19 protein-coding genes are annotated in these 23980 nt (G+C 55.6%); 10 read left to right on the forward strand and 9 right to left on the reverse strand.

Annotation, left to right across the window (positions count from 1 at the left end):
* Together HMPREF2891_RS04645 and HMPREF2891_RS04650 are read left to right on the forward strand one after the other, a co-directional pair.
* Positions 1-201, forward strand: a 201-nt coding sequence (locus HMPREF2891_RS04645; RefSeq protein ID WP_148131721.1) for a Cna B-type domain-containing protein, incomplete at its 5' end; no start/stop codon positions are given.
* A 255-nt stretch (positions 202-456) separates the two neighbouring features.
* Positions 457-1077: a cation efflux transmembrane domain-containing protein gene (locus tag HMPREF2891_RS04650; RefSeq protein WP_070664036.1), complete on the forward strand. Its 621-nt coding sequence runs from the start codon at positions 457-459 to the stop codon at positions 1075-1077.
* Between the two features lie 122 nt (positions 1078-1199).
* Here HMPREF2891_RS04650 and HMPREF2891_RS04655 read toward each other — a convergent pair whose 3' ends face one another.
* Both HMPREF2891_RS04655 and HMPREF2891_RS04660 read right to left on the reverse strand, forming a co-directional pair.
* The gene (locus HMPREF2891_RS04655; protein WP_070664037.1) at positions 1200-2732 is read right to left on the reverse strand and encodes a hypothetical protein; all 1533 of its coding nucleotides are present in this window, start codon (positions 2730-2732) and stop codon (positions 1200-1202) included.
* Positions 2733-2920: 188 nt separating this feature from the next.
* Positions 2921-4336 carry a L,D-transpeptidase family protein gene (locus HMPREF2891_RS04660; RefSeq protein WP_070664038.1) on the reverse strand — a complete coding sequence of 472 codons (1416 nt, stop codon included), beginning with the start codon at positions 4334-4336 and terminating at the stop codon, positions 2921-2923.
* Positions 4337-4696: 360 nt separating this feature from the next.
* On the opposite strand from HMPREF2891_RS04660, the gene HMPREF2891_RS04665 reads away from it, so the two are divergent.
* Both HMPREF2891_RS04665 and HMPREF2891_RS04670 read left to right on the forward strand, forming a co-directional pair.
* The gene (locus HMPREF2891_RS04665) at positions 4697-5887 is read left to right on the forward strand and encodes a Fic family protein (protein WP_222566262.1); all 1191 of its coding nucleotides are present in this window, start codon (positions 4697-4699) and stop codon (positions 5885-5887) included.
* A gap of 4 nt (positions 5888-5891) precedes the next feature.
* Entirely contained in the window at positions 5892-7346 is a 1455-nt protein-coding gene (locus tag HMPREF2891_RS04670) for a peptidase U32 family protein (protein ID WP_261666838.1), read from the forward strand.
* Positions 7347-7446: 100 nt separating this feature from the next.
* Here HMPREF2891_RS04670 and HMPREF2891_RS04675 read toward each other — a convergent pair whose 3' ends face one another.
* Together HMPREF2891_RS04675 and HMPREF2891_RS04680 are read right to left on the reverse strand one after the other, a co-directional pair.
* Complete coding sequence (locus HMPREF2891_RS04675; RefSeq protein WP_148131710.1) at positions 7447-8757, reverse strand: hypothetical protein; 1311 nt, start codon at positions 8755-8757, stop codon at positions 7447-7449.
* The gene (locus HMPREF2891_RS04680) at positions 8757-11291 is read right to left on the reverse strand and encodes an FG-GAP-like repeat-containing protein (protein ID WP_070664040.1); all 2535 of its coding nucleotides are present in this window, start codon (positions 11289-11291) and stop codon (positions 8757-8759) included. The genes HMPREF2891_RS04675 and HMPREF2891_RS04680 overlap by 1 nt, the downstream gene beginning before the upstream one ends.
* Positions 11292-11506: 215 nt before the next feature.
* Between HMPREF2891_RS04680 and HMPREF2891_RS04685 the strand changes: the two genes are divergently transcribed.
* Positions 11507-12244, forward strand: coding sequence for a trimeric intracellular cation channel family protein (locus tag HMPREF2891_RS04685; protein ID WP_070617735.1), 738 nt, complete (start codon positions 11507-11509; stop codon positions 12242-12244).
* Positions 12245-12248: 4 nt separating this feature from the next.
* On the opposite strand, the gene hemH is transcribed toward HMPREF2891_RS04685, so the two are convergent.
* Entirely contained in the window at positions 12249-13202 is a 954-nt protein-coding gene (hemH, locus tag HMPREF2891_RS04690) for a ferrochelatase (protein ID WP_158237774.1), read from the reverse strand.
* Between the two features lie 131 nt (positions 13203-13333).
* Positions 13334-13747, reverse strand: coding sequence for a hypothetical protein (locus HMPREF2891_RS04695; RefSeq protein ID WP_070664041.1), 414 nt, complete (start codon positions 13745-13747; stop codon positions 13334-13336).
* Between the two features lie 204 nt (positions 13748-13951).
* On the opposite strand from HMPREF2891_RS04695, the gene tig reads away from it, so the two are divergent.
* The 5 genes from tig (at position 13952) to HMPREF2891_RS04720 (ending at position 18410) form a co-directional block, all read left to right on the forward strand.
* Positions 13952-15301, forward strand: a complete 1350-nt coding sequence (gene tig / locus HMPREF2891_RS04700) for a trigger factor (RefSeq protein ID WP_070664042.1) — start codon at positions 13952-13954, stop codon at positions 15299-15301.
* A 175-nt stretch (positions 15302-15476) separates the two neighbouring features.
* Positions 15477-16073: an ATP-dependent Clp protease proteolytic subunit gene (locus HMPREF2891_RS04705; protein ID WP_034508358.1), complete on the forward strand. Its 597-nt coding sequence runs from the start codon at positions 15477-15479 to the stop codon at positions 16071-16073.
* A 32-nt stretch (positions 16074-16105) separates the two neighbouring features.
* Entirely contained in the window at positions 16106-16723 is a 618-nt protein-coding gene (locus HMPREF2891_RS04710; RefSeq protein WP_070617725.1) for an ATP-dependent Clp protease proteolytic subunit, read from the forward strand.
* A 98-nt stretch (positions 16724-16821) separates the two neighbouring features.
* Positions 16822-18081, forward strand: a complete 1260-nt coding sequence (clpX, locus tag HMPREF2891_RS04715) for an ATP-dependent Clp protease ATP-binding subunit ClpX (RefSeq protein WP_070664043.1) — start codon at positions 16822-16824, stop codon at positions 18079-18081.
* Positions 18082-18104: 23 nt separating this feature from the next.
* Complete coding sequence (locus tag HMPREF2891_RS04720; protein WP_070664044.1) at positions 18105-18410, forward strand: chorismate mutase; 306 nt, start codon at positions 18105-18107, stop codon at positions 18408-18410.
* Between the two features lie 73 nt (positions 18411-18483).
* Here the strand turns inward: HMPREF2891_RS04720 and HMPREF2891_RS04725 are convergent, their stop codons facing one another.
* From HMPREF2891_RS04725 to HMPREF2891_RS04735, 3 genes are all read right to left on the reverse strand, one after another.
* The gene (locus tag HMPREF2891_RS04725; protein WP_070664045.1) at positions 18484-20358 is read right to left on the reverse strand and encodes an AMP-dependent synthetase/ligase; all 1875 of its coding nucleotides are present in this window, start codon (positions 20356-20358) and stop codon (positions 18484-18486) included.
* 9 nt (positions 20359-20367) lie between these two features.
* A complete protein-coding gene (gene valS, locus HMPREF2891_RS04730) occupies positions 20368-23034 on the reverse strand; it encodes a valine--tRNA ligase (RefSeq protein WP_070664046.1) in 2667 nt (888 codons plus the stop codon).
* A gap of 126 nt (positions 23035-23160) precedes the next feature.
* Positions 23161-23844 (reverse strand): IclR family transcriptional regulator, encoded by a 684-nt coding sequence (locus HMPREF2891_RS04735; protein ID WP_070617713.1) that lies wholly within the window; start codon positions 23842-23844, stop codon positions 23161-23163.
* Between the last annotated feature and the right edge of the window lie 136 nt (positions 23845-23980).

Genomic DNA, 23980 nt, shown 5'->3' on the forward strand with positions numbered 1-23980 from the left:
TACACGGTTGTTGAGGTAGAAGTTCCGGGCTACAGCTCCTCTATTAGCGGTAGCGCGGCTGACGGGTTCGTGGTTACCAACACAAAGGACACCCCGCCTCCGTTGGTTCGCACCGGCGTGGCAGTTCAAGGCCTGGCAGTAGTGGGAGTGGCCCTGCTCGCTGCGGGAATCTGGGCTGTATACAAACGCCGCCGCGCATAAGCAAGCACGGGTGGGCCCGCTAAACCGCGGGCCTACCCGGCTAACAGTAACTGGCTTCCTCATTATTTAGGTAGCTAGTTCACGCAAAACATTTCACCTTCCGGCTAATCCCCGGAAGGTGTTTTGTTATTGTTATCCGGCCACATTAACTCTGTTCGATTAGTGCCCCGTCACAGGGAACCAGCGCGCACCAATAAGAACCATCACGGAGGAAAGGATGACGCGTGAAGCATCCGAGGATATTAGCTACAATCGATGCTCGTGTATACCGCTAAGAATCTTGACACTCGTGCCCGGCGAATCGTTGCTTGGGTTGCCATCCTAAACCTCATCGGCTTCATTATTGAGCTGGTGATCGCCTCGATCATTGGCTCAGCCGCACTCTTTGCAGATGCTGCCGACTTCCTTGAAGACTTCCTCATCAACATGCTCGTGCTCACCGCCCTGGGCTGGTCGGTAGCAAGCAGGAGGAAAGCCAGCTACGGCCTTGCCGGGCTCATCCTCATTCCCGCAGCTGCGGCATTTGGTACCGCGATATGGAAAATGATCTCCGGGCAAGCACCGGAGCCGCTCACCCTGTCGGTAACCGCCATCATCGCAATGCTAATCAACCTCGCCAGCGCACTGCTACTACTGCAACTGCGTAGGCACGATACAGCGCTCGTGCGAGGTGCCTGGCTGGCGGCGCGCAATGATGTGCTCGCAAACCTTTTAATCCTTGCCGCTGGTGTTGTAACCGCGTTTTGGTTCAGCCCCTGGCCAGACATTGCGGTTGGGCTTGTTATCGGCGTCATCAACCTCTCGGCTGCGGCAGAAGTGTTTGAGCAAGCTCGTGCAGAAACTCCGGAGCTTGAACTCGACGATGATGATGACTGATCGCGAACAAGAATAGGCGAGGTGGGTAAAGTAAACCCCCGGAAGGAAGCTGAGTGATCTCAGTTGCCCTCCGGGGGTTCTTTGCAACTAATGCCTGTGGCAGGCTGCGTGTTGCTTGTTGGTTACATGAACCTGCGTGCGGTTAGCGCGCCACCTGCAAGAAGCAGCACTGCGGAGAGGCCAACTAGGGAAGCGACCTCAACACCGGTTGTAGCAAGCTTTTTCTTCGGCTGAGCCGGCTTACATGCTGGGTCCATCGCAGTATCGTGGCTATCCCAGGTCCACGCAGTTACAGCGTCTTCAGCGAAGAAGTAACCCTCTAGCGCGGAGGCCTTTACTTCTACCTTCGAGTTGTACGGGTAGATGTACTTGCCGTCCTTGTTAGCCTTCAGCTCAACACCGTTTGCAGTAACAGTGTAGGCAACGCCCTCGGTCTCCTGGATCGTCACGTACGGTTCGACGGTGCAAGAAGAAGGATCGTCAGCAGAAGGATTGATCAGCTTCGGAGCCGCAGGAGTTGCCAACTCTTCAGCTGGAGCTATCGTGCACGGCTTGGGAGCCACATTGAACTCCCACTCGGTGTCGCCCTTAACTTCGATCTTGCCCTTGTAATCCTGCTTCACTAGGGCTGCTACCGAAACTGCGGTCCCTTCGGTCACAACCTCATAGTCGAAGTACTTGGACTTGGGAAGCTGTACCGTGCCCTCAACGCCGCACTTATTAGCCTCTACTAGAGTTGGCGCCTCGGGAGTCATCGTGCGGACAGCCGAGCTTACCTTCACAGTCCAACCATCGGAGTCGTTTCCCTCAACGCTTTCAATACGGAAGAGCTTGGCATCCTCGGGATCGTCAATCGAAGCGGTCAACTGGTACCACCTGAAACGACCCGTGTAGCCAGAGAACATGTCCAGGCTATTACCAATTGCAGCGCGAGTAATTGGGCTATCTTGATTGCCTACGTTATCGGCAGAAGGCCTATGAGAATCCCCATTGGCAAAAACATACTTGTTTGCCGCAGGGTCGCCACCCTTGGTGATGAGGGGCTCGTAGATTCTTTCGCCATCTTCCGTAACTGCGCCTCCAGCCTTATGCTGCGACACTCCAATTGTGATTGTGGGTGCCTTGCCCTCGGGAACCTCACCTAGATAGGTTTCGCCATCCCACTCGCCTTCAACCAACTCGAATGCGAAATCGGTGTTGGCCTGCTGATACATACCGATCTGCTTAACACCCTCACTATAGCCGGTTCCGAAAGAGAACTGGCTAGGCCCCCACTTCCCGGCGCGGTACGCGTAGCAGTCCTGAACGCCGATCTTGTCAACGTCCTTGTACTCTTTTTTGCCGAGGTCTAGATTAAGCGGAATCTGCTCGTCCTTACCAACGGTGAGCGTTAGCCTTGGCCACTCGTAGTTAAGGAATTTGCCCGTTGATTTACCGTCTTTGAATTCGTAGACCTCGCAGTATAGAAGCACGTCAATTTTGGTGCCTTCAAGCGCCGGATCGTACCGTTCTACCTTGTCGCTCCAAGTAACATCGAAGGTCTTTACGTTGCTACCGTCGTCAACACTGTTCGCTGCTGTAGCGGCAACAGCGCCTCCCAGTGTCAGTGCTGCCGCTCCTGCAAAAGCAGTTGTGGCGCGCAACCAATTCTTCATTATTCCTCCTGTATTCGATGGAAATACCATATTGACCGTATCAAGAAAGAGTTGAGTCCTCCAGGATTTAAGGGATACAAGCGTATTTGACGCACCTGTACACTGCTTACAAACTGTCCCCGGAATGAACCAATGCATCCGGTTCATTCCGGGGATAAGTATTTGAAGATCTCTTTAGGCAGGCGCCTCTAGTAGTGAGACATCACCGAGGTGCCAAGGTCAGCCCAATGGTAGACCCATTCCGCGTCGGACGTTGGCGTATTCACACAACCATGTGAGCCGCCCGGTCCCGTCCAACCGAACGTGCGTTGCCAAGGAGCCGCATGAATCGAATAAGACTCGTGGAAATAAGATACCCATGGCACATCCGGTTCAACGTAGCGCGAACCATCATCATTCAGCCCACGCATTGTTTGGCTCTCATACTGCAAATACACGTTGAAATGCCCGTCCACAGTTGGCGAGGAAGGCTTGCCCGGCACTACAGGAATCGGGCCGCGCACAACCTCCGTACCCTCGTAGCAAGTCATTCGCGCCGTGGTGAGGTTAATGTCAATCCACTTCTCACCCGGAGCTGCAGGGTATGGAAGATTCTCAGCTCCCGGAGCAATCTTGCGCTGCTCATAGGTGGGTGTTACCTCGTCGTAATCAAACGACCCTGCAAACGCTTCACCTGCTTGGACAGCCTGCACCACCTGGTTGGCAATCGCGCCAAGGTTATTCACCTTCCAGCCCTTCTTGCCTTCACGCGCGTTAATCAGCACCTTGCCGTTCTCATCAACATTTTGAATGCCCGGCTGGGCTTCCTCGTTTGTCTTATCTGCAATCTGCGAAACCCACCCCTCAATCGATGCCGCATCAAACGAGGGAGCCAAACCGTCGGCAGGGTCAAAAACAATCCACTTCGCAATGTCATCGGCCGTAGCCTCAAATGATTCGATGCCGTCACCCAACTCAACGGAGGCGCTCATCAGCTCGTTGGCCTTTACAGCCGCGGCTTCAGCCTGCGTACCGCTGTTTTCTGGCTCTCGTTGCATAACTGAAAGATCTGCCAGCGCCGAAGATTTCAGATCCTTCGAAGCACTCTCAACAATCGTGCGCACCTGATCCGCATCAACAGCCGTGCCCGCCTGGCCAGGGGAGGCTACAAACTGTTCGCCGTTCCACGACACCGATGCCTCTTGAGTAGGAGAAGGAGTTTTTGCGTTCAACGACTCAACAAACTTGGCGAATGCCTGCTCATCCACATTCATCGAAGCAGGAACGTGGTGGGATGACAAGAGGCCTGTAGCCCGGCTCCAAATCGAGGAGGAAGGCTTAAGAGCCACCTGCGCGCTCTGCGCTGCGTCAACACTAAAGCCCGTATCAGCTAGGGGAGTACTAATAGTCTGGCCCTCAATAGTGAGATCCACGGTGCGTTCGCTCGCGGCAGCCTCAACCTGCTGTTCGATCTGGGTTGCCGTCTTGCCACTCACGTCGATACCCGCAACTGTCGTGCGGGGTAGGGCCTTAGCACTGTACGTTTGTGCAAGCCCGAACACCCCTGCAATCGCAAGGACAAGTACCACTGCTAAAGAGATGAAAACTTTTGACACTGTGCGCATAATTTGATCCTACGATATGCGCATGTCTGTTTGTGCTTTAGCCCGCGAAATACAAGGGAAATCACGCCATAAATGGCGCAGAGTGATCGCATGATCATTTTGCCACGATAAGAAGGGAGGCTTATTTGCAAAAATGGCGAATTTTGCAAATAAGAGCCTCTTAATCGGGGTCTATTTCGCAAAAAATGCAAATTTTGCAAAATAGGGTTTAGTTGAGCGTATGCTATTTGCTAAAGATCTTGTTCTTTTGAAACTTCAAAACATGGTCACTGAAGCGTTAGGCATAAGATGATGGGAACCTACAAGTCGCTACGTGTTCTGTTCCATAAGACGAATCTGGACGCTAGTAGCGTTGTCAACGTGGAACTCGAAAACCGTCTAAATAGTCCTGCGACCGTAAAGTACCCGTACCACGTTGGAAATAACCCCCTATTCGCTGTTATCACTCGCGACATCTATGAGTTGTCGGAAACCATATGGAAAACCGAGCAGGAAATCCAGAAAGCGTGGAATGTGTTGCCCGGCGTGGCACAAAATCACTATTTCTACACCCTCCTGGTTGAAGAAATACAATCCACAAATGAGATTGAGAATGTTAAGTCAACTCGGCGTGAGGTAACTGAGGCACTCAACGTGGCAATAGATAAGAATATGCCCGGACAGCCGAAGCGCTTTCAAGAAATGGCTAGTACTTTCAAGCTACTCATTGGTGATAGCAGCGGCGAAACGATCACCTTTCCCCAAACGCTGACTGATTTGCGTGCGCTTTACGACCAACTCCTTGGTGCCGAAGTTTCCAGCGAAGATAAATTGGATGGTAGCCTGTTTCGTCTCGGCGAAGTGCACGTAACAGGCGGTTCGAAATCCATACACAAAGGCGTGTTGGGGGAAGAGGAAATTAAGAGTCGGCTAAGCGTTGCGCTTGATGTCAGTAGTGCAGAGAAAAAGCCCATGCTCGTGAATGCCCTGGTCGGTCATTTTATGGTCGAGCATACTCACCCGTTCTACGACGGCAACGGGCGGTTTGGGCGCTTCTTGCTTGCGTTGAACTTACGGAACATCCTGTCTGCGCCAACGGCTTTATCTCTTTCTGCAGAGGTTATGCGGCAAAAGAGGAAATACTACAAAGCATTCCTCCAGGTAGAAGATCCCATGAATATGGGCGAGGTAACGTTCTTTATCAGCAACATGATGGATATATTGCTAGCTGCTCAAATGCGATTGGTGGAATCATTGCGTATACGGCTGGTGAATCTTGAGAATCTATCGCAACGCATCGATGTGATTGATAAGGAGTTCAAGAGCCTTACGCCATATCACCTACAAACATTGTTTATGCTCGGCCAGATTCTTCTGTTCGGTCCAAGAAGGGGTGGAAGCCTCGATGAGATATCCAAGTTTCTCAAAAGATCGAAGAGCACCGTGCGTCCGATGCTTAAAGAGTTGACTGAAGCAGGATTGATCGAAGAAGTCAGTAGGCGTCCGCTAGTATTCGCTTTGACACCAAAAGGTGAGGAGTTCTTAGAACTGGAGAAACCTTCCTTCGACTGATCTGATGCAGCTGTCAAACACGATTGCCTTGGGATTTGGGAGCGCGCAAGACGGGTCGCCTTGTTACGTTCTTCGCCCGCTCGCGGATATCGATACACTTGGCCACGTGACTGAACTGTTTGAAGGCGTACGCCGCCGCACCCGCCCAGAGGTCCTCGCGCCAGCCGGAAACCTCGCCACCCTTAAAACCGCATTCGATTTTGGAGCCGACGCCGTCTACCTGGGCGGCAAGGACTTCGGTATGCGATCCGCTCCAAAGAACTTCGCCCTCGAAGACATCGAAGAGGCCGTGAGCTACGCACACGAGCGTGGTGGGCGCGTGTTTGTCACCTGCAACATCCTGCCCAGCTCTGGCGAAGTCGAAGCCATGAACAACTACATGGGGCAGCTGGGGGACATCGGCGTGGACGCCCTCATCGTCACCGACATAGGCGTGCTCATGGCCGCCCGCGAAGTTGCTCCCAACACTGAGGTGCACATCTCCACCCAAGCCGGCGTCACCAACTACCAGGCTGGCAACGCTCTTGCTCAGCTAGGCGCAAGCCGTGTTGTGCTCGCCCGCGAACTATCCCTTGAAGACATTCGCGAACTGCGCAAGCACACGCCAGATGAACTCGAAATTGAAGCGTTCGTACACGGATCCATGTGCATGGCATTTTCTGGCAGGTGCCTCATTTCGCAACACACCACCGGCCGCGATGCTAACCACGGTGACTGCGCGCAATCATGCCGCTACAAGTACCACGTTGTGGAAGAGCGTCGGCCCGGTGACTTCATTCCCGTCGAAATCACCGATCAAGGCACCTTCCTGTTCAACTCTAACGACATGAACACCATCGAACACGTGCACGACATCCTTGACGCCGGCATTACCTCTCTTAAAATCGAGGGGCGAGCCAAAAGCGCCTACTACGTTGCCGCCATGACTAACGCCTATAAGACAGCGGTGAATGAATACATGATCCAACGCGGCTTCGAAGACTTGGCCGGTAATATCCTCACGCCATTCCATGACCAAATCCACCTGCCCGAAAACCCGCGGCCCGTGGTGCCTGTTGAATACCCGGGTTGGTTAGCGGACGAGCCCTACAAGGTTACTCACCGCACCTATTCCACGGGCTTCTACTACCCGGAAAACCCGGCTAGTGAAGATGTGAACCGGGGCGGCTACATCAACGAGTGGGTGCTGGGTGGCATTGTCACCGACTATGACGCGGCCGAGCGCAGACTTTACCTGCACTCCAAGAACAAGCTTGCACCCGGCAAAGAAATGGAGATTCTATTCCCCGGGCGCGCGCCCGTAGTCATGGAAGTTCCTGCGCAGGGGCTGCAAGATGACAAGGGACGCGCGGTAGAAACTATCAACCACCCAGCGCGCATATTCTCCATGCCCTGCGACATCGAGATACCCAAGGGAGCGATGATTCGCGTGCACGCCCGCCTATACCACGGGGGATAGGGGGGGCGATGCCCGGCGCAGCGCAGGAGATCGTGCGCTGCGCGTTTGGTGCCCGCTTCGGACGAGGCCCCGCAGGCTGAGCTTGCCTGCAGGCTGAGCTTTACTTTCCTACCTGCCAAGCCACGAGGGGCACCTCTGAATGCTCAGGGAAACCTGGCTTAGCAATACCCTCGACGAGTGCGAATGGAACTGAGAATCCAGGTGTAGAACCCAGATACTGGGCCGTATCTGCGGCTATATCCCACACGTACATATCGCCATTAACGTTGCCTGAACCATTGCCCCACGCGTATACGCCGGCTGTTAATGACGCAGCCACGCCGTCAGCGCGGGTGTAAACCCAAGATTTGAAACTATTGGAACCACGGTCAAAAGCGCCCGTCCATGTACGAGCCGAGCAGCGATCCTGCAACGTAACAATCAGGTTGTTCGCATCAGCGGCGAGCCACTGCACCTTAAAATAATCTGCCAGCTCGAGCTTCACCGGATCACTGGAATCATTCCAGCGGATTGTGAACACATCGCGATCGGCATCCAAACCATTATTCGTAGTGTCCTCAACCCAAGCCACCTGCTCGCCAACCGCAACTGGAAGGCGTGCAGGCTTGATTATCTCGACCTTGGAAGGATCATCCACCTTGGCTTTCACAACCGCTTGGGTCCACGTATCGCCTTCACGAACGTAGGTTTCTGCAAATACGTGGCTGGATGTCGCCACTGGGGCAAACCATGGGGTAGGGGCAGGAACTGTTTGTTCACCCGTCAATACCCAAGACGAGGTCACCTCGCGGGCCGTGCCACCCGCAAAATCAGCCGTCATGATTCGCCAGGCCATCTCGCCTGCAAACGGCGGCTGCTTGGGATCAACCAACTGCTCAATCCAAGTAGCGCGTCCATTGTTCAAAGAGCCAGCTAGGGCCGCCGGTGCCGCGGCCTCTGGAAGTTGCTCGCTGAGCAGCTCGGTGTTCTCGAACGGTTTGAAAGCACCAGCCTGCCAAATCCCTGCATTCGAAGGCGGGGCTGGTCGGGGCTCGGGAAGAATCTGCAAACTCGCTACCACACCGTCTGCACCCGCACCAATGAATTGCAGGCGCTGCCCGTCAGCGCTACTCGCGCTGAACTCCCCAGACCAATCAGCCGGGCGGTTAGCCGCAAAGTCGTGGATTGTGCCCGAAACGGGCGAGCCGTTAACCGCGACCACAGCTTTTGCAAGCTCAGCTGGCTTATCCGCGAAGGCAGCGCACTGCTCTGGATCCCTAAAATCCACCTCGCCAATCTGCTGCGAGGCAACTTGAGAATCAGAAGGGACGGGGTTATCCGCATCTTGTTCCACTCTGCTATCAACTGACGTGGTGCATCCCGCCAGAACCAATGCGGCAGTAAGGGCGTAGGGGAGAGTGCTTCGTTTCATCAGTACACCATGCCGTGCCCGCCACCGCCGTAGTTGCCCAAGAAGTTGTTCCCGAACTTCACAGCGTTGTTGTAGTCGAAGTAGCGATTAGCCGAATATCCAGAAATCGCAGAGCCCGGACCGCCCGGATCTACAAACCCAACTGTTCCACTCGAGTGGTACCTGTACGCAACGATAATATGCGAGGACGTTCCCACATGGCCGTTGTAATGCGGCCCGCCATAGTTCTCGACCGTGTCTACGAGCACGGGGCGACCGGTGAAGAACGAGTTCTTCACCTTCGCGTCAAAATCGCGTCCAGACGGGAACGTCCACTGCTGATAATCATTGGTTCCGCGCCAGCGGTTCAAACCGACTGACAGACGCTTACCTTCCCACGAAGTGCCCCCGGTATAGCCCGAACCCACATTCGCGTAAGAGGGTCCGGCCAGATTCCAAACCGTCAAAGGCTTACCATCATATCGGGAGTTTCCAGCGTCCAGATACCGCAGCGTCATGTACATAGAGGTAGGGCCACAAGTTGACCCATCGGGCTGGCCAGTCCAACTGATTGGATGCGTCAACCACGAGCCGTTCACCTGTACCCTAGGCGCATAACCAGCCGGCGTGGAAAAGCCGCGGTTCGAGCCCCTATATGTTGCGGTGTACAAGTAGAGCGTGCCATCTTCATGCACTGCATAAACCTGTTTGGAGGAGGCAGAGAAGGCCCCTGGATGCAACGAACGCATACGGTGCCAACCCCAACCGATAACCTGAGGCTCACCAAAACCACCCGCCGATAGCTGCGGTAGCATAACCAGGTTCCCATTACTTCTGATTACCAGCAGGTCGCTCCGCCCGTCGTTATTCCAGTCATCACTTGCAAAGGCGCGAGGCATATCTGAAGCTATCGAAGCGGGGATTGTGGTTGGAACTACCGAGTAGAACGTGCCCTTTCCATTCGACTTTGACACGCCTACAGTTCCATCAGGATTGCGAACATAAATAGCAGGGGATCCTCCCGGCCCTTGCCGGACCAGCCACATGTGGGTGAAGTTCTGCCAACCATAGCCAATAACATACGACGAGCTGAACCCACCCCGGCCGGATCCAGGATAAAGAAGCAACTTGCCGGAGGTCGTACGGGCAATCACATCGGGGGTACCATCGCCGTCTGCATCAACACCTGACAATACTGTTAGAGAGCCCCAACCCCAACCTATCTGGGGATACGGCGAGCGGAAACCTCCTGTTCCACTCCCACGGTAGAACATGAAACTGCCGTCACTCTTAATGATGCCGAGGTCAGGATTGTCATCGCGATCAAAATCGCCAAGCCCATATACGCCAGAACCTGGCCAGCCACTGCCAGCTCGTTTGCTAGCAGAGAAGGAAATGTCTCGCGAACGCGGTAGCGGCGGGGAATCCTGATCGGCTGGTTTTACTTTGCGTGTCACCTCATACTGCAGGAAATCACGGTCAGAATTAACCACATCGAGGTAGCCTGACGCGCCCGATGAGAACCCGTTAATAGCTGCGTACTTAACCGGCAAGCCGTTCAGCTTAATAGGCTCCATAGCGGAAAAAGATTTGTAATCGGTTGTCGATAACACCTCTAGATTCGAGCCGTTCACCCTCATCAGCGTTGAATATCCAGTTCCGGCTAGATCTCCCGCACAAAACGTATATGAGGTAATTCCTCCCGGTAGCTCGACCGTATACGGAGTGCCCCACGTTCCAGACCCGTTAGTCGGGTAAACCCAAGTAGTGTCACCTCGCTGACCAATCAGAGCAGGGTTGCTTCCCGGGCCTTTCGGCACCATTACAACTGACTGAAATGCGTGCCAACCGTAGCCGATTATCTTACTGCTTTTGAAGCCTCCATCGCCGTTACCACGATAGAGGTAAAGGTCTGCATCGTAGCGAATCGCCAGAATGTCTGTGTAGCCATCGCCGTCAAAATCTGCACCCGTCATTAAGATGCGCATATTGTTCCAGCCACGGCCAATCTTGCGAGTGCCATTAAACCAGGTGGCTTCTGTGCGCGGGTAAAAGTGGAGGTCGCCGTTAGGGCGAACAAGGAATACATCATCGGCGCCGTAACGATCAAAGTTGCCAGCGTTGTAAATCGAGCCGTTCCAGCCAAATCCAATGCGACGCGGTGAGCCGATCTGCCAGGTATTTGAACTTTCCGGTGCGCCAACCGCTTCGGGGATTTCCTCATCGGACAGCTCAAGCTCCTCAGTAGGCGCACCATCCTCACTCTCTGAAGGAGCTGTGGTCTGTTCATCTGCGGATGTGCCCTCATCGCGCGAAGTCTCAGTGGTTTCGCCCGAGGGAGCTAAACCTGGTTCCGGCTGCTCATTTTGCTCCGTAGACTCGGGCTGCGTCTGTGAGGGGGAACCGAACTCGCTACCAGAGGTAGGTCCCGCGCCATCAGTGTCAGTTGCAACGTTTCCATCGTTCAACGATTCTTCGGCCCACGCTACCTCCTGGATTCCCAGGAACGAGAGGGCAACACCGAGTGATAAAACTAAACCTAGAACACGCCGCATAGCGAACCTCTTAGAGCGCAGAAAACAACTGTGGATAGATGAATACAATTATATATTGTGCGAGCCCTGCCTTGATTTAGGGCGCCCGCGCAGGCTCAAGATAACGGTCTGCATTTCGACTAATAGACGCATGCCGTTTCAAGCAAAATTTGCACTAGGATGACCCATGTACAAACTGGACGGGCTAGCAAGGCTGTCATTATTAAGGGGCACGTGTGGATCCATACCTCGTTTTTCGCGTTGTTGACCTCGTTGGTGTACTAGGAAACGGGCTCCTTGGAGGCGTCCTTGCACGCACCAAGAACTATGACCTCATCGGCTTCCTTTTCTTAGCCGTATCTTCTGCGCTCGGAGGGGGCATGATCCGCGACGTCCTGCTCCAACAAGGATTTCCCATCGCCCTCACCGACCCGTACTATCTTGCCTTTGCTGTGCTTGCCGCCGTCGCGGCATACATCTTCCCGTTCAAATCACGCTTCGCGGTAGCCTCAATCGCGGTCTTTGACGTGCTCGCCCTTGGCTGCTGGTCTGCAACCGGGGCATCCAAGGCACTGTTTGCGGGCCTAGACTGGGCGCCCGCAATCCTGCTAGGAGTCACCACTGCAACGGGTGGAGGAGTTATTCGAGACCTCCTAGCCCGGCGCCAGCCCCTAATCTTCGGAGGGGCACCCCTGTACGCCACCTGGTCAATCGTCGCTAGCCTGCTAATGGTAATCATGCAGACCTCCGGCCACTACAACCTGGGCATGGCGCTCGCGATCATCTTCTCAACCGTGTTCGGCCTGGTAGCACGCCGCTTCAAATGGATCCTGCCCGGCGCCGTCACACTGGGCCTGCGTAGCGTTCGGTTCCGCTCCCTCTTGTTCCGCCGCCGCCCAGCGGGCGCGCCCCGCGACGCACAAGTGCCTGCGGATGCGCCTGCATCGAAGCCATCCGCGGCCACGGAAGAATAGGCGCTTACTCGCCCAGTAGGTCCTTCACAATGTCTACAATCACCGGATCGTCATTTATGGGAGCCACTCGCTGGTAATGCTGGCCGCCGGCTTCCTTAAACGCGTTCTGATTCAGCACGTCCAGCTCGTCAACCGTCTCAATACAGTCTGAAATAAACGCTGGGGTCGCAATCAAAACCGAAGTGATTCCGCGGCCCGGCAGGCTGGCCATCGTGTCGATCGTAGCCGGTCCAAGCCACTTTCCCGGCCCGAACTTAGACTGGAACGTGGTCAAAACTGGCACGTCGACGCCCAACTGGCGCAGCTGCGATTCGATGGCCGAGGAAGTCTCTAAACACTCTTGCCGGTATCCCTCCGGCTTGTGAGCCGCCCGCTGGGGCACCCCGTGATAAGACAACAAAATCATCTGCGGAGCAGGACCTTCTCCGCGGACCCGATCCGCTATCTGCTTCGCATGCCAGTTCACGTAATCGGGCTGAGTGGGCCACTTGCCCACAATCCGCAGATGCGGGTGGTGCTCCTGACTGCGATAAAAGTCGAGCACCTGATCCACCACGGCGCCAGTTGAAGACGGCGTTGTCTGTGCGTAGAGGGGGAGCACGGTGACGTCGTCTACACCCTCATCTTCAAATGCGCGCAAAGCCGAATTTATCGAGGGTCTGGTGTACGTCATCGCGTACTTTACATTCCAGTCCGGCAAAGCCTCTTTTAACAACTGGTGCTGGCGCTTTGTATAAACCACCAGAGGGGAGCCCTCGGGCGTCCAAATCGTTTTATAAATAGCCCCCGACTTGCGTGGGCGCACGCGCAACACAATGCCATGCAAAATCGGCAACCACACCGCGCGCGGGAAATCAACCACCCGCGGGTCGCTTAAAAACTTCGCTAGAAACGTTCGAACATCGCTCGGAGCCGGACTGTCCGGCGAGCCTAAATTCACAATCAAAAGTCCGCGCACACGCCACATCCTACCCGAAAATTCCGGCTGCGATGCCGCGGCCTAGCGGATAGTGCGAGCTTTGCCAGTGCGTTTAACGCGCACGCCAAAACAATCGCTCAGTTTGAGGAGGAGTATGGCTTAATGAGGAACTAAGATTCCTCTGATATGCGTGGCAACTGCTCGTAGGTTACCTGCAGGTCAGTATCTTGCAGAACACCCTCAAAAAGAGACTCCGTACCTGCTTGGAGACTGTCAGCCACGTCCTCGCCCGCAGACCACAGCTCCAACACAACCTGATCATCTGCCTCGCTAACTATACGAACCGCCCAGCCGCCAGCGCCCCAAGTTGATTCTTCAAAAACTAGGAGCGTGTCCAACCAGTTATGAACCAGATCGGGTAGCGAGGAGTCAGCAGCCCCGTCATCAGCCGGGCGCAACGTTATGCGCAGGCGCGCCTCCGAGCCATCATTGTGAGGCGGGTACGTCCACAGCCAGTCGTAATCCGGCTCGTACAAGCGGTCATCATCAGGCAGGCAAAAGCACTCATCATTTTCAACGCTCATACAAAAATGCTACTTCAAAGCTTTAGGCCGGCAAGCTTTACGCGGGAAAACTGTAAATGTTCGGCCAAACCGATACAAGACATGCAGTAAGTCACCTTTTACTCATTGCAGTTCCGCAAAACCCATTGCCTTGACGTAGTATTTACATGTTGTAATCGGCCAAGTAGGCCGTCAGAGTCTAGATATACGTTGGAGTGCGTTTACGTGAAGAGCACTGTCGAAAATCTTGAACCCACTAAGGTGAAAGTTACCGTTGAGGTTCCCTACGAAGACCTCAAGCAGGATATGGACGCGGCCTACCGTGACATCGCGAAGAATGTTGACGTCCCCGGCTTCCGCCGCGGCAAGGTGCCCGCGCGCGTCATCGATCAGCGTTTTGGTCGCGTAGCCGTTATCGAGCAGGTAATCAACGAGGTCCTGCCCCGCTTCTACGGCCAGGTTGTCGCCGAGAACGAGCTTCGCGTCATGGCTCAGCCAGACGTTGAAGTCACCGAAATTCCAAACGCCACCGGCACGCCCGGCGGCCAGCTTACCTTCGTAGCTGAAGTTCCGGTTATCGCCCCGTTTGAACTGCCCTCGCTTGACGACGTCGAACTTGAAGTTGACACCCTTGAAGTCACCGAAGAGGACGTAGAGAAGGAACTCGAGGAGCTGCGCACCCGCTTCGCTACCCTAAAGCCCATCAAGCGCAAGGCTAAGAAGGGCGACTTTGCAACCATCAACATGGTTGCCAAGATCGGTGAGGAAGAGATCGACTCCGTCTCGGACGTATCTTATGAGATCGGCTCCAAGTCCATGCTCGATGGTATGGACAAGGCCCTAACCGGCATGAAGGCTGATGAAGAAACCACCTTCACCACCAAGCTTGCCGGTGGTGAGCACGCCGGTGAAGAGGCCGAGGTCACCATTAACGTAACCGCAATGAAGGCTCGCGAACTGCCCAAGGCTGACGACGACTTCGCCCAGATGGTTTCCGAGTTCGACACCATCGACGAGCTGCGCGAAGACCTCAAGACCCAGGCGGGCACGCGCAAGCGCGCAGACCAAGCCCTCCAGGCCCGCGACCGCCTCCTTGACCACATCATCGATGCTGTAAAGCTTGAGCTTCCGAAGTCGGTAGTTGAAGAGCAGGCCAAGCAGGGCCTTGAAGAAGGCGCTTCCGCAAAGAAGAAGAAGGAAGCTAAGGAAAACGCGATTCGCCGCATCAGCGAGCAGGTTGTGCTTGAAGAACTTGCAGCCCAGGTTAAGCCGAACATTGGCCAGCAGGAACTGTTTGACTTCATGATGCAGACCGCCCAGATGAACGGCATGGACCCCAGCCAGATGTTCTCTGACCAAGGCCAGATCCAGTTCATGGTTGCAGAACTTACCCGCACGAAGGCCCTCGCCCTCACGCTAGGCAAGGTCACTGTAAAGGACACCGCAGGCGAGGCCGTTGACCTCTCCGAGTTCACGCGCGACCCATCCGCCGAGGAATTCGCCGAGGCCGGCGCTGACGAAGCAGACGAGTCGGCATCCTCTGCCTCCTCCGCTTCGGCTGAGTCCGCAGAATAATCACACACAGTTTGAGGGCTTGGAACAGTTGTTCCAGGCCCTCAAACTGTTTATTAATCGCCATCAGCGAAAAACAGGCTCCGGCGAAGAAAATGCGCGCGAGTCCTACTAAGCTGAAGAAAGCTTAAGACAAGAAGTAGGAGAAGTAATGACCACCACTTCAACGGGCGTCAGCATGGACCTAGACACCAAGCCCGCCGCGATGGGAGACGCCGTATACGGGCGTCTACTAAAAGAACGAATCATCTGGCTGGGCGGGCCGGTCACCGACGAGAGCGCCAACCAGATTTGTGCGCAAATGCTGCTACTAGCAGCTGAAGACCCAGAAAAGCCCATCTACTTGTACATCAACAGCCCGGGCGGTTCCGTCACTGCAGGTATGGCTATATACGACACGATGCAGTTCATCCAGCCTGACGTTGTTACCGTCGCCATGGGCATTGCAGCCTCCATGGGCCAGTTCCTCCTCACCGCGGGCACGCCCGGCAAACGCTTTGCAACCCCGCACGCGCGCATCCTCATGCACCAGCCCTCCGGTGGCGTGGGCGGCACGGCCGCGGATATCCGCATTAATGCCGACCTCATCTTGAAAATGAAGCGTGAACTAGCCGAAATCACCGCTGAACGCACCGGCAAGAGCGTAGAACAAATCAACCTCGACGCAGACCGCGACCGCTGGTACACCGCGGAAGAAGCCCGCGAATACGGGTTCTTTGACCACATCGTCACCAACGCGTCAACCGTGTCCGGCACCGAGAACGCAGGGGCCTAGGAGGAACCGTGAGAACACCATTTGAATCAACTATGAGCAACCAAATGCCTAGCGCCCGCTACGTCCTGCCCCAGTTTGAAGAGCGCACGCCCTACGGCTTCAAGCGCCAAGACCCATACGGCAAACTGTTTGAAGACCGCATCGTGTTCCTTGGCGTGCAGGTAGATGACGCCTCCGCTGACGATGTCATGGCTCAGCTACTGGTGCTTGAATCGCAAGACCCGGACTCGCTGATCACCATGTACATCAACAGCCCCGGCGGTTCCTTCACGGCCATGACCGCAATCTACGACACGATGCAGTACATCAAACCGCAGATTCAAACCGTGTGCCTTGGCCAAGCTGCTTCAGCTGCAGCCGTCCTCCTTGCCGGAGGAACACCCGGCAAGCGTCTCGCTCTTCCCAACGCGCGCGTGCTCATTCACCAGCCCGCGATGCAGGGCATGCAGGGACAAGCCTCGGATATTGAAATCGTGGCGGAAGAAATCGACCGCATGCGCACCTGGCTGGAAGACACGCTGGCCAAGCACTCTGGCCGCACGCCCGAACAGGTACGCCGCGACATTGACCGCGACAAGATCCTCACGGCGCAAGACGCCCTCGAATACGGACTAATCGACCAAGTACTGACGTCGCGTAAAGGCAACTAGCCTGCGCGTCTGCTCGCAGCTACGCCCAACCTCTTCTAAAGTAGAGCTGTTGGGCGTAGCTTTTTCAGGCACACAGTGCCAACAAAGGGGGATCATCCTTGACGCGGTTCACGGATTCAACTGAACTACTCAAATGCTCATTCTGTGGAAAGAGCCAAAAACAGGTTGTCAAGCTCATTGGCGGACCTGGCGTATACATCTGCAACGAATGCGTAGACCTATGCGCCGACCTGATCCAAGAAGAAGTTCAAGAAACCAAACAAGCTGAACTAACCCAGCCGCCGCGCCCCCAAGAAATTTACGAATTCCTCAACGACTACGTCATTTCTCAAGACAAAGCTAAGCGGGCCCTGGCCGTAGCCGTGTACAACCACTACAAGCGCCTGCACGCCTCCATGCGCACCGGCGAACCGCTGGACATGGAAATGACCAAGTCCAACATCCTCCTTCTAGGTCCCACGGGAACAGGTAAAACCCACCTGGCGCGATCTCTTGCGAAGCTACTATCCGTGCCGTTCGTCATCGTTGACGCAACCGCACTAACCGAAGCCGGATACGTTGGCGAGGATGTGGAAAATATCCTCCTCAAGCTCATTCAAGCTGCGGGCGAGGACGTCGAAAAAGCCCAGCGCGGCATCATTTACATCGATGAGATCGACAAGATCGGGCGCAAAGCCGAGAACGCCTCCATCACCAGGGACGTATCCGGTGAGGGAGTGCAGCAAGCTCTACTAAAAATCATTGAAGGCACCGTCGCGTCCGTACCGCCGCAGGGCGGGCGCAAACACCCGCACCAGCAGTTCTTGGAAATCGATACCTCCGGCATTCTGTTCATCGCAGCGGGTGCGTTCGCCGGCCTGGACGACATCGTTAAAGCCCGCCTGGGCAAGCGCACCACGGGGTTTGGATCCGACCTCAAATCGGCTTCGGAATACGGTGACCTGTACGAGCAAGTAACTCCTGAAGACCTGCACAAGTTCGGCATGATCCCCGAATTCATTGGCCGCCTGCCCGTTGTTACCTCTACCAAGCAACTGGACGAAGCTGACCTCATCAAGGTTCTAACCGAACCGAAGAACTCCCTCGTTCGCCAATACCAGCACCTGTTTGACCTCGATGACGTGAAACTAGAGTTCACCAACGAGGCACTACACGAGATTGCGAAGCTAGCTAACGAACGGGGGACAGGGGCCCGCGCGCTTTCTTCAATCCTCGAAAAAACGCTTTCGGACATCATGTTTGAAGTCCCATCCATGCCCCAAGTTGGCCAGGTAACCGTTACCTCCGCGGTTGTCACCGGCGGCGCAGACCCAGAATACGGGCCCCGCCAATACTCCGAGAACAGCCAGAGCGCATAAGGCCCTCTCAGCGAAGGACAAACATGAGCGACATTCCTGAAGAACTCGCGCAAGCCCGCGCGACTATTGACAACATCGATGCCGCCCTCGTTCACGTCCTTGCCGAACGCTTCCGTTGCACCCAGACCGTTGGACACATCAAAGCCCAACACAACCTTCCGCCCGCGGATCCCGCGCGTGAAAAAGAACAGGTGAGGCGCCTGCGCGCCCTCGCTGAAGAGTCGGGACTAGACCCCGTATTTGCCGAGAAATTCCTGCAATTCATCGTCACCGAAGTGATCCGCCACCACGAGGACATCAAACAGGGATACGAAGCTCGAAACAAGTAGACTTCAATGCCCATAGGGTAGATAGACAAAGAAGTGGCGAGCACCGAAATGCTCGCCACAACTTCTTAGCGTTCTATTCGCCCGCCTCGCGCACGGGACCGCCATAAATCTCGTCTATCTCGTCCTTAAACGTCTCCAAAACAACCGGGCGCTTCACCTTCATCGACGGGGTTAGCATTCCATTAGCCTCGGTAAAGTCCGTAGATAGCACCTTGATCTTGCGGATCGACTCCGCCCGGGAGACAGCCTTGTTAGCGCGTTCAACCGCGCGGTTAAGAGCCGCAAGAACCTCCGGATGATTCATGGCCTCCGAGACCGTCATTGCAGGCAGATTATGATTCTTCAACCAGCCCGGAAGCATCTCCGCATCCAAAGTTACGAGCGCCGCCACAAACGGGCGCAGATCGCCAACCACAACCACCTGTGAGATCAGCGGATGCCCGCGCAGCTTATCTTCCAAAACGGTAGGCACAACGTTCTTACCACCAGCGGTAACAATGATTTCCTTCTGGCGTCCGCTAATCGTCACGTAGCCATCGCGGTCCAAAGAACCAATGTCACCCGTGTGGAACCAGCCGTCCTCATCAAACGCTGCTGCCGTCTCTTCTGGCATGTTGTGGTAGTGAGAGAAAACAGTTGGACCCTTAATGAGGATCTCGCCCGTATCTGAAATGCGCACACCCACGGTTGCAACCGGCGGGCCCACCGTGCCGATTTTTGAAACTGTAGGCGTGTTCACTGACATTGGACCAAGCGTCTCGGTTAGGCCATAGCCTTCAAGAACCGTGATACCAGCGCCCCGGAAGAAGTGCCCCAGCCTTTCGCCGAGGGGCCCGCCACCCGAAATGATGTACTTACAATTCCCGCCAAGCAGGGCACGAATCTTCCGATACACCACGGCGTCGGCCATCTGGTGCTGAGCCGACAACGTGCGCGATGGCCCCAGCGTGGTGTCCAGAGCCTTCGAATACTGGATGGCGGTCTTTACCGCCCAGCGGAACGTCTTCAGCGCAACACCACTACCTGCCGCAGCATCTGCCGAGTTGTAAATCTTCTCCAAAACGCGGGGGACCGCCAACAGGTAAGTGGGGCGGAAGCTCTCTAGATCAGAAAGCAAGTTACGCGTGTTCGGGGTGTGCGCCATGATGCCATGACCCGTAATCTGGAAAACCTCCAGCATGCGCGCATACACGTGAGCCAGTGGCAGAAACAGCAGTAGGCGCGAAGAACGCTGGTATGCGATCTCTGGCATCCACTTGTGCCCGTTCTTGCACAGAGTCACGAAGTTCCCGTGCGTCAAAACGGTTCCCTTTGGCCTCCCCGTTGTGCCGGATGTGTACACAATCGAGGCTGGCTTATGGATGTTAAGGCCGGCAATGCGAGCGTCAACTTCCGCCTCGTCGACGTCTGCTCCGGCCTCTGTAATCCGCATAATCGCAGAGTTATCGAGTGAGAAAATTTGCACTGAGCGCTCAAGAGTTGCCCGCGCTGCCTGCACCAGCTGGGCCATGACCATCGTCTCGGTCACAACCATCTTCACGTCAGCATCTTCCAAGATGTACTTGATTTGATCGACCGAAGACGTCTCGTAGATGGGTACAACCACTAGACCTGCGCTCCAAGCGGCGAAATCAACAAGCGTCCACTCATACCGCGTGTGCGACATGATTGAAATTGCATCGCCAGGCTGCAGGCCTAAACCAATAAGGCCTCTTGCAACAAGGTTCACCTCGTCCAAGAAATCCTGTGCGGGCATCTCTCGCCACGTGGAACCCATTTGCGCCTTACGGGCGATCATCGGCTCTCGCGGACCTCTTTTGACACGCTCGCGAAACACTGTAGGAACAGACTCGTGTTCCTCAGTTTTCACCAGCACCGGGGCGTGCCATTCCAGGACCTCTGGCGCAGAATCTGGCGCGGGCTTAGGAGCGTTACTCTCAGTACTCATGCGATCACCTTAGTTTCGCGGCTTGCGAGCAGGAGGTTCCCCGAGCTCGTAGTCGACTACCTCAACCTCATCTTCTGCCGATGGGCGAATAATGAATTGGCCCTCAATATGAGTTACTAGCGAGAGATCATCACGCGTGAGCTCAAGCAAATCGACCATGCCGGCCGGAACCTCAAGAGTTGCATGCAAGAACGGGGTGCGCGGTGAAACCTTGTTCTCCGACTTCACGCGGCGAAGCTTAACCAGAGCCTGGGATGTGGCCTCCAAAATGTGCGGGTTACCATCAACGTTTTGCAGGTCCAGTGGGCTCGGCCACTGAGCGTTATGAACCGAACCGGGGCGGTACCAAGACCACACCTCTTCGGCCGCAAACGGCAAGAACGGAGCAAATAGGCGCACTACCGTATCAACCGTGATAGCCAGAGCAGAGCGGGCAGACATCGCCTGGCTCGGCGTCCACTTCCCGTCGCGGTTGTAAGCACGTTCCTTCACAAGCTCCAAGTAGTCGTCACAGAACGTCCAGAAGAACTTCTCCGTGGCTTCTAGGGCACGCGTGTGGTCGTAGTTCTCCATTGCCTCGGTAGCGGTCTTCACAACCTCATGTAACTGCGCTAACACCGCGCGGTCCAAGTCTTCCGTAACGTTCAGCGGACGCAGATCAAGATCCGCGCCCTGGCCCATCGTGAGCGCAAACTTCGAAGCATTTAAAAGTTTGATCGCGAGGCGGCGGCCGATCTTCATCTGGCCCTCATCAAACGCCGCGTCGGTGCCCAGGCGAGCCGATGCCGCCCAATAGCGCACCGCATCCGAACCGTGCTTGTCCAACAAGCCCATGGGTGTCACCACGTTGCCCTTAGACTTCGACATCTTCTTGCGATCCGGGTCGAGGATCCAACCTGAAATTGCGGCGTGCTTCCACGGCAAACCGTCAAACTCTAGGTGTGCACGAAGCAGGGTGGAGAACAGCCATGTGCGGATGATGTCCTGACCCTGCGGGCGCAGATCCATTGGGTAAACCTGCTCAAACAGCTCATCATCAGAAAGCCATCCGCCAGCTACCTGGGGGCTTAGCGAGGAGGTTGCCCATGTGTCCATAATGTCGATTTCGGCGGCAAAACCACCCGGCTGGTTGCGCTGGCCCTCCTCGTAGCCTTCCGGCACGTCAATCGTTGGATCAATCGGCAAACGCGACTCATCCGGAACCAGCACGTCGTCGTAATGCACGTGGCCATCTTCATCAATGCGGTACCAAAGGGGTAGGGGGACGCCGAAGAAACGCTGGCGCGAAATCAGCCAGTCAGAGTTGAGGCCCTGCACCCAGTTGTCGTAGCGCACCCTCATGAAGTCAGGGTGGAACGCCAGTTCTTCGCCGCGCTCCAACAGCTCCGTGTTCAGATTCGCCTTCGCGCCGGGGCGAGTGAAATCCTTGCCACCGTTGCGGATGTACCACTGCCTGGACGTCACAATTTCAAGCGGCTTATCGCCCTTTTCGAAAAAGTTAGTGTTACGCATCGTTGGCTCAGGCTCGCCAATCATCTCACCCGTACTGGCCAGATGCTTCACAATAACTTCACGCGCTGAGAACGTAGTCTTCCCCTCGATATCGTGGAACAGCTGCGTTCCAGCCTCGTCCTCAATCCACTCGGGAACGCCAACGCGGATGCGGCCATCCTTTTCCAAAATCGAGCGCATCGGCAGGTCGAGCTCGCGCCACCACTGCACGTCAACAAGATCACCGAACGTACAGCACATTGCGATACCCGAACCCTTATCCATCTCCGCCATCGGGTGGGGCAGGACGGGAACCTCAACGTTGAAGCCAGGGGACTTCACCGTGGTGCCAAACAGGCCGGAGTAACGCTCGTCATCGGGGTGTGCGATCAGCGCAACACATGCGGGCAAAAGCTCGGGGCGGGTGGTCTCAATAACCACGTCGCCGTCCTTACCGTGGAACGCAAATGAGTGGAAGAAACCGGGGTACTCGCGCGCCTCCAACTCGGCTTGGGCCACAGCGGTCTGGAACGTCACGTCCCAAAGGCCAGGCGCTTCCGCCTGATATGCCTCGCCGCGAGCGAGGTTACGCAAGAAACCAGCTTGGGCAACTCGCTGTGCATGCTCACCAATGGTCTGGTAGTTGTGCTCCCAGTCAACCGAAAGGCCGAGCCGGCGCCACAGCTCTTCAAAGCCCTTCTCGTCCTCGGCCGTCAGCTTCAGGCACAGCTCAATAAAGTTCTTCCGCGAGATCGGTACCTGGTCGCGGTTCTTCACCGACTTCGCATTACCCTCAAATGGCGGCTTAAAGTCTGGCTGGTAGGGCAGTGACGGGTCACAACGAACACCGTAGTAGTTCTGCACGCGACGCTCGGTGGGCAGCCCATTGTCATCCCAACCCATCGGGTAGAACACGTTCTTGCCGCGCATCCGCTGATAACGCGCAACCGTGTCGGTGTGGGTGTAGGAGAACACGTGGCCTACGTGCAAAGATCCTGAAACCGTAGGTGGGGGAGTGTCAATCGAATACACCTCTTTACGGGTGGTTTCGCGATCGAACGCGTAAACGCCGCGCTCATCCCACTTGGCCATCCATTTTTCTTCGAGGCCGTCAGCGCTCACGCGATCCGGAACAACCGGTGCTGGCAGCTTGTTGTGTCCGGTATCTTGCGCAGATGGTGACATGCTTTAGTCTCCTGGTGATAACGATAAATAGACGAGTTTACACGTCTGTTTTAAGGCTATCGCTCATGCTATCAGCTACGAAATTCCCAGGCGCGATTCGCCGCCTTTTGGGTGGGAGGGATCACGTTAAAGAGTTTGGATCTCCGCGCGCAGTACAGCCACAACCTCATCAATGTTCGGTTCGGTGAGAGTGACGATGGCGAGGGCGGTGGGCTCCATGTACGTGCCCCGTACGGGCACGGCAACGGAGGTGAGACCCGGGATTACTTCATCTTTAGAGTAGGCCCACCCGCGCCGGCGGGCGCGTTTGACTTCCTCAAACTTGGACCCGGCAAGCTCTTTGAGCTCTGCCGATCCCATTCGGTCTCCCATTGAGACGAGGAGGGCTATACCAGGTGCTCCCACTTGCAAGGAGTGAACAGTTCCGGGCCGCTGTACCAGGGTTGCGCCCTCACGCGGAATTTCTGCGCATGCCAACGTGACGCACATTTCGTTGCGTGCGTGGACGAGGAACGCCGTCATATCCAGGCGATTCGCGATGCGCTTAAGCACATCCGGGGTCTCATCAACCACCTGCGACTTGGTGTCGGCTAGCTTGTGAATGCCAGCACCGATTCGCCACCCCTTGGAAGATCCAGAAATGAGGTCGTGTGCTAGCAGCGTGTTTAGTAGCCGGTTAACGTTGGTGCGCGGTACATCCAGGTAGTCGGCCAGGTCTGTGGTGGACAGGGGTGCGGGGGACTGGGCAAGTACTTCGAGAATCGATATACCGCGAGACAGCGTTTGGGTGATATCTGCGCGTGCCGCCATCGGTAGCCTCCCCACCTGTGAAGTAGCGGTGTCCACATTGGACACACCTAAATCCGGTCTAAAAAATCAAGATCGTATACAAATCTACCAGGTGTGTGCGGTTGGGCTGGAACCACAGGTGCTAGAGCCCCTCGGG

It is taken from the genome of Actinomyces sp. HMSC065F11 (genome assembly GCF_001813085.1).
GTDB classification, from domain to species: Bacteria; Actinomycetota; Actinomycetes; order Actinomycetales; family Actinomycetaceae; genus Gleimia; species Gleimia europaea.